The organism is Undibacterium sp. Di27W, assembly GCF_049340345.1.
Lineage (GTDB): Bacteria > Pseudomonadota > Gammaproteobacteria > Burkholderiales > Burkholderiaceae_D > Undibacterium.
Genome location: NZ_JBMPOS010000028.1, coordinates 15,802 through 27,368, shown reverse-complemented (window position 1 = coordinate 27,368; position 11,567 = coordinate 15,802). Strand labels below are relative to the sequence as shown.

Annotated in this window: 5 protein-coding genes and 1 pseudogene; 3 read left to right on the top strand and 3 right to left on the bottom strand. The window is 44.2% G+C overall.

What is annotated here, in order from left to right:
* Window positions 1–550: 550 nt before the first annotated feature.
* On the top strand, window positions 551–1,219 hold the full coding sequence (locus ACO0LF_RS30000) for a transporter (RefSeq protein ID WP_423020850.1): 669 nt from the start codon (window positions 551–553) through the stop codon (window positions 1,217–1,219).
* Window positions 1,220–1,425: 206 nt separating this feature from the next.
* On the opposite strand, the pseudogene ACO0LF_RS29995 reads toward ACO0LF_RS30000, so the two are convergent.
* The 3 genes and pseudogenes from ACO0LF_RS29995 to ACO0LF_RS29985 all read right to left on the bottom strand — a co-directional run.
* Window positions 1,426–1,677 (bottom strand): annotated as a pseudogene (locus tag ACO0LF_RS29995) (ATP-binding protein); the annotation flags it as partial.
* Between the two features lie 8 nt (window positions 1,678–1,685).
* Window positions 1,686–5,672: an EAL domain-containing protein gene (locus ACO0LF_RS29990; RefSeq protein WP_423020848.1), complete on the bottom strand. Its 3,987-nt coding sequence runs from the start codon at window positions 5,670–5,672 to the stop codon at window positions 1,686–1,688.
* A 246-nt stretch (window positions 5,673–5,918) separates the two neighbouring features.
* Window positions 5,919–8,633 (bottom strand): PAS domain-containing protein, encoded by a 2,715-nt coding sequence (locus ACO0LF_RS29985; protein ID WP_423020846.1) that lies wholly within the window; start codon window positions 8,631–8,633, stop codon window positions 5,919–5,921.
* 597 nt (window positions 8,634–9,230) lie between these two features.
* On the opposite strand from ACO0LF_RS29985, the gene ACO0LF_RS29980 reads away from it, so the two are divergent.
* Together ACO0LF_RS29980 and ACO0LF_RS29975 are read left to right on the top strand one after the other, a co-directional pair.
* Window positions 9,231–10,373 (top strand): sensor histidine kinase, encoded by a 1,143-nt coding sequence (locus tag ACO0LF_RS29980; RefSeq protein WP_423020844.1) that lies wholly within the window; start codon window positions 9,231–9,233, stop codon window positions 10,371–10,373.
* A 603-nt stretch (window positions 10,374–10,976) separates the two neighbouring features.
* Window positions 10,977–11,453, top strand: a complete 477-nt coding sequence (locus tag ACO0LF_RS29975) for a DUF4214 domain-containing protein (RefSeq protein ID WP_423020842.1) — start codon at window positions 10,977–10,979, stop codon at window positions 11,451–11,453.
* Window positions 11,454–11,567 lie beyond the last annotated feature (114 nt).

Below are 11,567 nucleotides of genomic sequence, written 5' to 3'. Positions count from 1 at the left end.
GTCTTGGCGTAACGTTCAAAGCTTCCTTGGGCAAATGTAGTCTGTCTCATGGCTTTAATGATTGACTGTGGATGATGCTTCTATTAACGTTTCTGAATCAGAATGCGTTTACTTAATCAGAGATTCCCTAAATATTACATCAATCGATTATTATCGTACGATAAACTTATTCACGAGACAATCGCTTTATCTACTCTAAACTTCATTCTAAAAATAGTGAACAGTGCTCAAGTTTGGAAGCTGCTCTTTTTCGTTCTCAGCCTCAACGCCATTCTATAAGTTTCAAGATGAGTATATAAATGTACTTTCGAGCGATTTATTCCGTAAAAAAATCTCGAAAAGATGAAATGGCACTGTGGACAATCTGATATCTGTCTTTATTTCATAAATTGGCACATTTTAATGCACGCCAATTCATACTTCTCAATGGCCAAATATGACATCACACGAAGAATCACGTACCAACGATTGTCACTCGCTGACTATCCATCTCATCCTGGCGAGCCTATTTACCATGTCGACTCACTCTGCTCGAGCAGCACACCCTTTGATGAGTGACGATACGAGGACTCAGGGTTATCAAAAAATGCAGTTGGAGTTAAATAGTGATGACAGTGTCAGGAGTGAGAATATACGTCAAACGCAGGCCAATTTTACCTATACGTATGGATTACAAGAAACCCTGGATGCGGCGATTAATTTCAATTACCAAGTATTAAAAGACCCTAACGCCGCCTCTAATCAAGGAATGGGGGACTCCTCTGCTTACATTAAGTGGCGATTCTACAAACGCGGTACCTGGAGCTTTGCCGTACGACCCCAATTGAATCTTCCAACGGGCAATAGCAACAAGAGCCTGGGGAATGGAAGGCTCGGATATAGCGCTTATATGATATCAACTTACAGTAGCATGAAATATACTGTTCTTACGAATACAGGGATTACTTATAACGACAATATGATCGGAGTACGTAATAAATTGTGGAATACGTCAGCAGCCGTTTTAGTAGATGCCAGCTCCAAAGCCAAGTTCGTTATTGAAACAGGAGCCTCCCGAAACACGGACTACACAGTACATCAACCAGCACTTTTCTGTATCGCAGGATTAATATTTAATCCAAACAATAAGTTCGACATAGACGTGGGATACCGAAAAGGTCTTAACAGGAGCGATGTCAACCATTCGTGGGGGGTAGGACTGACTTATCATGGAACTTAATCGACTATTTCTCCCCCTTCATGACCACTATGGCGACACAAGGAAAATGAATCTCTTTGACTACGGTGCGTAATCTCCGCTATCTTGCAGAGTGTTTTCACCTACTTTTTAAGTTGTCCCATCGTGAGGATGTTGATTTGCACTTAAAATTGACCACACGGGGGTGCATCAAATTCTGACCCGCTCGTTTTAATGTCTTTTATGGGTTACGTTGAGGCTAGTTTGGTCTTTTTCTCCCCGACGGTTATTTGGATTGAACTGTTCTTAAATCGGTAGCTGTCATTCCCAGTCTCGATTATATGACAGTGATGAGTGAGTCGATCAAGCAATGCAGTCGTCATTTTTGCATCTCCAAATACAGATCCCCATTCTGATAACCCCAGATTGGTGGTGATGATCACACTCATTCTTTCATAAAGCTTGTTTATTAAATGAAACAACAAAGCACCACCTTTACGACAAAATTTTATAACGGAGCAGGCTTAGCTACTCCATAGCCTTGGGCAAAGTCCACGCCCATTTCGCGAAGTGCGGCCAATATTTCATCGTTCTCCACAAACTCAGCAATTGTCTTAATTCCCATCACATGCCCGATGTGATTAATCGACTCAACCATTGTACGATCGATAGGATCGCTGATTATGTCTTTAATAAAACTACCATCAATCTTTAGATAGTCCACCGGAAGATGTTTAAGGTAAGCAAAGGATGACATACCGCTGCCGAAATCATCAAGTGAGAATCGACAGCCTATGTCTTTTAGCGCGCGCATTAAAGTCACAGCTTGGCTTAAGCTGGCAATGGCTGCTGTTTCTGTAATTTCAAAACAAATATTACGTGGTGAAACTGGATAAAACGCAAATTGCTCTTTCACAAAACCCAGGAAATTTTCATCGCAAATCGAGTTGCCAGATAAATTGATGGAACAAGTGTAAAAACCTGCATCTAAAGGATCAAATGACGAGAGTTTCTCGAAAACCGTTTTTATCACCCATCTGTCCACAAGAGGCATTAGTCCATACCGTTCAGCCGCAGGAATAAATGCCATAGGTGGAATGAGTTCTCCCAGTTCATCTCTCAATCTCAGAAGTACTTCATAATGGTCGACTTGCTTTTCAGACTGATTAATCGCCATAATTTTTTGAGAGTACAACACGAAACGATTTTCATCTAATGCCTTCTGAATTCTACCAATCCATCCCATTTCACCGTGACGCTGTGAAAGTTTATGATCTCCTTCGGAATAGACGTGGACGCAATTCCTACCTCGATCTTTGGCAACATAACATGCAGCATCAGCCATCCGTAAAACGTCAGCAATGGTAATTCCACCGTTACTAAAAGTTACCAAACCGATACTTACCCCAATAGGAAATACTTTGTCTAGCCACACAAAATGAAAATCACTGACTGTTTGACGGAGGATATCGGCGATCCGCAATGAAGGTTCCGTTCCACAACTCTCTAGCAACACCCCAAATTCGTCGCCGCCCAAGCGAGCCAATGTATCGCTTTTGCGTAACTGGCTTTCGATTAATGTTGTCAGTTGTCTTAAAAGCTCGTCACCTGCAACATGCCCGCAAGTGTCGTTCACGATTTTGAACTGGTCCAAGTCAAGATAGAGCATGGTATGTTGTTTGTCACCTTGCTTTCCGGTCTGGACAGCGAATTCTAAACGGCGTTCAAACTCCCGCCGGTTGATCAAACCTGTCAATGCGTCATGTGTCGCTTGATAGGTCATCTCAGCTGCCATTTTACGTGCCTTACTGACATCGTGAAATACGAGCACTACGCCTATGATGTTATTCTCGCGATCTCTGATAGGGGCTGCGGAGTCTTCAATCCCGAAGCGCTCACCGTTGCGGTGGATGAGTGTCGTAAATTCTGCCAGGCCGCCTGTTTTCTGGTTCAATAACACAAATTTTACGGGGCTTGGCGCGACCTCTCCAGTATTTTCATTAACAATGTGAAAAACTGACTCTAGCGCTTGCCCCTCAGCTTCTTGATTACTCCATCCGGTCATCTGTTCGGCTACTGGATTTAAGTAGGTAACCTTCCCCACCATATCTGTAGTGATTACGGCGTCGCCAATGGAGTTCAAGGTAATGCGGAGACTTTCTTTTTCGCGAAAAATTTGTTCTTCTGCTTGCTTTCGCTCAGTTATATTGATACCAATACCGCCTATAAAACGCTTACCTAACACAGATATTAACGGGAACTTATGTGCAATCCATGTTTGAGATCCTTGTATTGTAGGGACGATCTCTTCCAGCGTGAGAGGCTCATTTTTTGCGTATATTTCCAGATCATTTTTTCGGAGGGCATTCGCGATGTCCTCAGGCCACAATTGGGCATCGACTTTGTTTATCCAATCTTCAGTTCGTAGCCCAAATGCCTCTTCAAATGCACGATTAGCATATAGCATTCTTCCGTCCTCATCTTTCAAGAAGGCTACGGCAGTGCTGTAATTCATAAAGGTACGAAACCGTTCTTCGCTCTCGCGCAAAGCGTTCTCAACTTCCTTACGCTCAGAAATATCGTGTACAAAAGCTGTCAAACTTATTTCATCGCCAGTTTTAACTGAGCTTATGGTTACTTCGACAGGAAATGTTTTGCCTGATCGATGCAATACCTGCAATTCGACGCGCTTATTTCCTGTTGGGACATCAGCATTTTCTAATAGGTGGATAATTCCTATATTTTGTTCCCGCTGTTCAGATAATGGATTAAATATTTTCGTCAATGGCTTGCCGACTACTTCGGTACGTGACCAGCCAAAAATACGTTCTGCTTCTGTATTCCAGTCAGAAATTACGCCAACTTGATCAATTTCAAAAAACGCTTCGTGCGTATTTTCCAGAAGCACCTCCATTCTGCGCTTTTCTTTTACAAGACTACGCGCAAGTGGCAATATTTGTGACCGTAAAAAAGTAGTCCCTGCAATAATGACTGCAATTAAAAGCACAAAAAATATATTAAGGCGCTGCCTTATCGGTCCGTAAAGCTCCACCGCATCGGATTTCAAAACGATACCTAAACCCCAATCTCCAACAGGAGCGTAAGCTGCAAGAACAGAGTTTCCCCGTAAATCTGTTACAGACATTACACCAGTTTGTTTGAGTAACGCCCTTGAAATCGCCAAAAAGGGCTTTCCATTTTTGTAGATGGGAATACGAAAATTTGCTTTGTAAAACCTGCTTGGATAACACAAAGCATCATCGAGATTTCGTCCACACAAAAGAAAATCTGTAGATTCATTGCCAGCTTCGACGTTACGAAGCATGTCATCCAACTCAAGCATACGCTGCTCCACAAGCACTTTGCCAATAGATATTCCATCGACTTGCACATTATGCTGAGTATAAAGAACGAATCCATGATGCCAAAGCAAAAATGCATTTACCGGGCCTTGTAATGGAATTGCCATGATGGAATTTTGATTTATCAATGTTCCATCCAAGGACAAGGACAGTCCATTGGCGTTAATGATATCAATACCTGATATGCCAAAAGGCACATAGCTTGAACTCACTTCTTTCACATGCTTCAAAGATGTTATATCGCCGGGATCATTGTTAATCTTAAATAAGTCCTTTTGCAATGCAGGGCGCGCGGCTATGGTTGAGGCCAAAGTGATCTTTTGATGAAGGGCATTTGAAATTGCAGTTGCGTTGTTTTTGACAGTACGCAATGATGCGTCTGACATCGAACTTTCAAACCCATGCTTCAATACTGTGAAGCCGATGAGTCCGGTAAATAATGCTACGGTAGTCAGCACTACCGCAGCAATTTTTGTAATATGGAGGTCGGGTCGGGGAGGTAATTTATCTAAATACGTTGGTTCTTGCTGAAGACGAAATCGAACAGCTGATCCGACCAAAATTATTCCCACAGCAGTGGAGGCCGCCATGCGGTTAAATGTAGCTACCGTGTACATCTCTTCCAAAGTGAGAATATATCCAACCAAGGCAATGAATCCAATTGCTACTATCAGATAGCTGAGTAGTCTGATCAACCGCTGTATGCGTTTGGTTAGATGCTTGCTTGAGAAACTGAGAGCGACAATACCGGTCAATAGAAATGCTACGCAAGTATTTGGCGCCATTCGTCCTGGATGTAGACTACCGTCTTTGACTGTTGAATGTAGCGCGACCCAATCGATACCGATGTCGATGTCTCGCCAATGCTCAAAAAGAATTAGGCTGGGTAATATTATTAATATCCATCCACATATTTTTTGAAAATACCTGGAGATGTTTTTTTGTTGAGAGCGTCGAAGGCTGACAGCGGCAACAATAAATAATAATGCGACGTTTATTCCCATGACTCCCGAACCAGTGGACACTCGCACCATTGATTCAATCTGGAAAAGCCATCCAACGCTCACAAAAAATCCTAAGGAAAAAACCAAAAAAATTGTCGCTCTATGCATTGACGTTGCACTTATTTTCATATATCGATATTTTTTTTAAAAATACTATGAATTGGAAGGTGATTTACTCAAATACAGGATGGTGCAACGACATGGTGCGATTTTCAGCGTCCTTCTTGAGATTAGCTAAAGCACGTTAAGAAAAAAATGCGTATAGGTTAATTTTAAGAAAATTTAGAAATAATCCGTCATCGATTTGGAAATGGCGGCATATAACAAATGGAACTGTGTTTTCAGTGAAATTAAAACGAAAATTTATTCTTGTATCTAAGTACTAATGTTTTTGTTACTTCTAAAAGATGAAATAATTGAAAGGAGTTGAGTGGTATCGACCGGTTTCGTCAAATGCTCGTCGAATCCAGCTAAAGCAGTGCGGCGTTTGTCTTCTTCTTGTCCCCATCCCGTTAATGCGATCAAATTAACTGCAGTGCCCCAAGATTGAGATCTGATTGCCTGTGCTACTTGATAACCATCCATATCAGGCATACCAATGTCAATAATCGCTACATCTGGGAGGAGGTCCCGCGCCGCAGAAAATGCTGCTTTTCCTCCATAGACTACATTAACTTCGTGACCAGCTAATTCGATCACACAACCAAGCATAGTCGCAGCATCCTCGTTATCATCTGCTACTAATATGCGCCGAGCAATCGCGGCAGTTGTAGAAGTAGGGCTGTCCTGAGTGACCTCTGCAGGAGGTAGGACTATCGGCAATGTCACGATGAACTCGCTACCGGTTCCAAGCCCTGCGCTGTGGACCTCAACTGTGCCACCATGCATTTCGGCCAGACCTTTTGCCAATGCCAGCCCTATGCCCAGGCCTCCTTCAGAACGTTGTGCGGCCTCTTCAACTTGCGAGAATATGGTGAATATGTCAGTAAGAGATTCTGGCGCGATGCCGAGTCCATTATCCTTCACAGACAATCGCAAAACACAATGATCTACCTTTGCCGAAAGCTCAATTCTCCCCTCATCTGCTGTGTACTTTGCAGCATTAGTCAAAAGATTGGATAAGATTTGCGCTAATCGTAATGGGTCGCCATGCAACATCACAGTGTCGTCAATGGGCACGTCTAGAATGAATTGGTGGTTCTTTTTTAAAAATAAAGGCCTGACGGTTTCTACTGCAGAATCAACAATGGAAGATAGGGCAATTTCTTCGGCTTTTAGCTCTAATTTATCCTGCGTAATTCTCGCAACATCCAGCAGGTCATCGAGCAACAAGCCCATGTGCTTCACTTGTCGCTGGATGACCTCACTTACCCAAGTCAATTGTTTTGACTCTAGTTTAGGTGAAGCTAAGATGCTAGCAGCGCTACGGATCGGCGCTAGCGGATTGCGAAGTTCATGGGCCAAAATGGCGAGAAAAATGTCCTTGCGTCGATCCGCATCTCGCAAACGTTTTTCGCTGACTTCTAGTTTGGATAGAATGGCGCGTTCCGAAGAGATGTCAGTGTTTGTACCAAACCATTGTGTGATGCAACCGTCAGCATCTCTTATCGGAACCACTCTTGTAAGAAATGGACGAAACTCCCCATCAGCACCCCTGAGAGGAAAAGTCATTTCGAAAATAGTGCCCGTCGCGATGGATTGGGTCCAACGAGTCTTCACTTCCATCAAAGTTGCTGGATCATGAACTTTTTCCCAGCCCCATCCTTCCATTTCAGGAGGTGTTGTTCCAGTGTACTCATACCATCGCTGGTTATACCAAAAAATCCAGCCATCTGCGTGTGCCCTCCAGGCAAGGGTCGGTATTGCATCGGCAAACATGCGTAAAGCCGCCTCGCTTTTACTTAGCGCAGCTTCAGTGAGTTTGCGGGATGTTATATCGATAGAAGAGCCTATGAGGCCAATAAGCTCACCCAAATCGTTGCGCAATGGTGCTTTAGTGGACAACCATACCGTATCCGTGCCATCTGGACGGCGCACCCCCTCTTCAACCTGCTCCATGACGCCGCTGTTCATCACGCGTTGATCGTTCGCCATGACAATAGCTGCCTGTTTGCTGTCATTAAGGAATTGTGCGTCAGTTTTACCCAGATACTCTTCAGGCGGCTTGCCAATATTTTCACTTAGGCCGTGATTTGCCAGGAGCATTCGCCCTTGTAAATCTTTCGCGTACACTACACCGGGTACTGCTTCGATGAATGCTTCTAAAAGGCGTCGCGAGCGTTCTGCCTCCTCTTTGGCGAATTCACGTTCAGTGACATCGTAAATCACCACTATTACAATGGCGGTGCCATCGTTCTGGCACCCTGGCTCGTACGTGACGGCATACTTGCGTCGCCGACGCGTTTCGTCCGAGGGGATGGTGAGTTCATAGATGACGGTTTGTCCAGCAAACGCTTGGTCTAAGCGCGGCCGAATCTGATCATCGTAGACATCTGGGAGAACGTCGCAGACACGACTTCCTACTAAATCTGAGGTGGATAGTCCAAGAATTTGGTTGTAAGCTCTGTTTGCGAATCGATACCGATGATCGCAATCGACCACTACAAGGCCAACGTTCGCATTTTCTGTTACGGCTCGCAATCTGGCTTCACTTTCGCGTAAAGCTGACTCAGCCCGTTTACGCGCTGAAATATCTATCGCTGTGCCGATAACTCGAAGGCATCGACCATGTTCATCAAAAATACTGCGGCCCTTGGCGGCAACCCAGCGAACGACGCCATCTTCTTTTCCAACGGTCCGGTACTCAACATCATAGAGTGCCCGTTGTTGCGGATCACATGCAGCAGCGAATGAGGCCCCCGTCGATTCACGATCTTCTGGGTGAAGTCCAGCGTAAAAATCGTCCATCGACACGCTAACGTCTGGAGAGATGCCGAACATGGCTTTCACGGTAGGTGGCCAAGTCAACTGGCCGACAATCATGTCTACGTCCCAAAAACCGATCTCGGCGAATTCGGTCGCAAGACGAAGGCGTTCCTCACTTTGCCTCAGGCGCATACCATCGATGTCGTCTGCCTTGATGTCGTTCATAGTTCCATGCATTTTCGTTATATTTTCACCAGCATGAGTATTACCTCGCCGCGGTTAATTTATTGTTATTTTATCTCATTGACTTCAGGAACCTCTGATTAAGTCCAGCACACCATTCGTAAGGTATTAATTTTTCGATAATTGATTTGTCGATTTGTGACTTAATCTGAGATTCTGTAAGTATCCCGCTCATCGAGCAGCAGAGTATCGATCAGGCTCCAGTATCGTTCCGCAAAAGGCGCGGTCTCCTCCTCGCCCACCGAAATGTCATTTAGCAAAAATCTACATGTTCAACTAAATGGAAATTGTAGCTTTTCAGCGCTTGGCTTGTTAATCCGCCACACAGAAAGGAATCAAAGCGTCAACCTTAGCGCCCGATTTGTCCCATTTTCGCTGACCGCCCATACTGCACCATGCAAATAGCCGTACGTTCACTGAAAGATTTTGACTATCGACCTATGGGAACTTGATTAAGAATCTGCTAAAAAATTCCGTGAATTAGTGGTTACGATGGCTCTACGACAGCAACAACGATGATACGATGCATTATCGTCAAGATTGCGTCGCACATCTGCGGTTCACTATGTAGGAGCGTATATGGCCGCTAAGATGCATAGTTTCTTGTCGAATAATCGCGACGAACTAACTCTCCGATGCCGTATCAAAGTAGGACAAAGGTCAGGTCGTTCGGCGACTGAAAAACAACTTCAGGATGGCATCCCTCTTTTCTTAGAGCAGCTTATCCGAACCCTCGAAATTGAGCAGACTTCGGATCCCCTAAACAGTCGGCTGATCTCTGGTCCAGCTGGCGGAGGGGCTGCCCTTTCAGAGGTAAGCGTTTCAGCATCTCAACACGGCAAAGACCTATTGGATCTGGGCTTAACGGTTGATCAGGTCGTACACGACTATGGGGATTTATGCCAGGCAATTACGGATTTAGCAGTCGAAAGAGATGCTCCTTTCCAAGTCGATGAATTTCGCACCCTAAACCGTTGCCTTGACAACGCAATTTCCGACGCCGTCACAGAATTTAGCTATCAGCGAGATGTAAGAAATGCAGATGCTCAGGCGTACGAATCGAATCAACGAATGGGTTTCTTCACGCACGAATTACGGAACCTCCTTGGGACTGTATCGTTGGCGTTTTCTGCCGCTAAAGCTGGCAACCTTAGTTTAAACGGAGCGACAGGTTTGATCCTAGAACGAAATATATGGGCCCTAGAGAAGCTCATCGCTAGCTCGCTCGAAGACGTTCGTACATCCGCAGAAAATAACATGGTTTTTGATTCTTTTTCTCTGGCAGATTTCATAAATGAAATTTACGCCGCAGCCGCACTTTCAATAGGCCCCCATGGCGGCAATTTTAAAGCACCTCAGGTTGACCCTGACCTTGCTATAAGTGGAAACCGCAACTTGTTGATGGCAGCAGTTGCAAATTTACTTCAAAACGCATTCAAATTCACTCAACCACATACCGAAGTATTTTTCACTGCCTATGCTGCAGGCGACAGAATCCTCATCGATATAAAAGATCATTGCGGTGGACTTGGCATAGGAGTGGCTGAAAATATGTTTCTACCATTTTCTCAAGCAGGTGAAAATAGAACTGGCATTGGCTTAGGACTCACTATAGCAAAGCAAAGCATTAGCGCAAACGGAGGTACATTGACAGTCCAAAATCTTCCCTCAGTTGGATGTGTTTTTACAATCAGCTTGCCACGCTACGCCTTGACAAATTAATTTTCTCGCAAGGATCGGCTTAACCCGGTTGACGGTTCTGTTGCACCCAAGATGTCTGCGAAATAACGTATCGAGATAGTTTGGGTAATGCGACCGAAAATAGCACTACTTTCTGAAGTGATGCTATTTGCTATGTCTATGTGGAGATAACTGGCCACCTTATTTGCTCTGGGTTGCGTGAGGATTTTGTAGACCGTAAAGTTATACGTGTTGAAGTGTATAAGAGAGTTGTCTTAAACATAAAAATTTTCTTAAATAGCGTGAGCTTCACCATTGTCCTCCCGAGCGATACGTTGATGTCGGCATCCCGGCAAAACGACTTTTCATCCTACTCCGATTGTGCTGGATTACTTCGAGACACTTCTTGCAGCATGGTGGCCACATTTCAACATTTAAAGCGAACGGCTCGGATTGGTTCATGTAAAAATCCTAATTCTCACCGAACCGTCACAATTAGGGATGTGCAGGACGCTCAAGAGAGAGTAATACTATCCAGGCGTCCGCGAACTGGTCAGCGTTTAACAGAATAGCTGGTCAGACTTCAATGGATTTATTGGTCACACTAGTCCGGTACATGCAATCAATGGAACTTCCAACAATTTTGTGATTAAAGATGTGACTGGTATTGATGGGACAGAAACAGCATCTCACATAGAGAGTTTAATATTCACAGATAGTGCTATTGCCTTTGATATTGATGGTGCGGCTGGTCAAACATATCGCCTATATCAGGCAGCATTTGGACGTACACCGGATTTGAAAGGTCTTGGATACTGGATAAATGCGATGGATCACGGTGCCACGTTGTCAGATGTAGCTGGAGGATTTTTTCAATCGGTAGAATTTCAGAATCAATATAGCAGCAATCTCAGTACCGCCACCTTGATTACGAATTTTTATCATAATGTCCTGCACCGTGCTCCAGATCAGGCAGGTTTTAATTATTGGTCCAATCAACTTAACCATGGACTAATTTCACCTGCTGGAGCACTTGCCAGTTTTTGTGAGAGTGCGGAAAATCAAGCGCAGGTCATCGGGCAGATTCAGAATGGCATCGATTACCAAGTGTGGCTTTCTTAAGAAGTTTTATTTGGGCGTATTAAAATAGGGAAACATCATCTCTGCTATCTAAATTGACCTATGCATTATGCTACACCTCTACTTCTTTTGAAAACTGCCGCTTGGTTATGACTC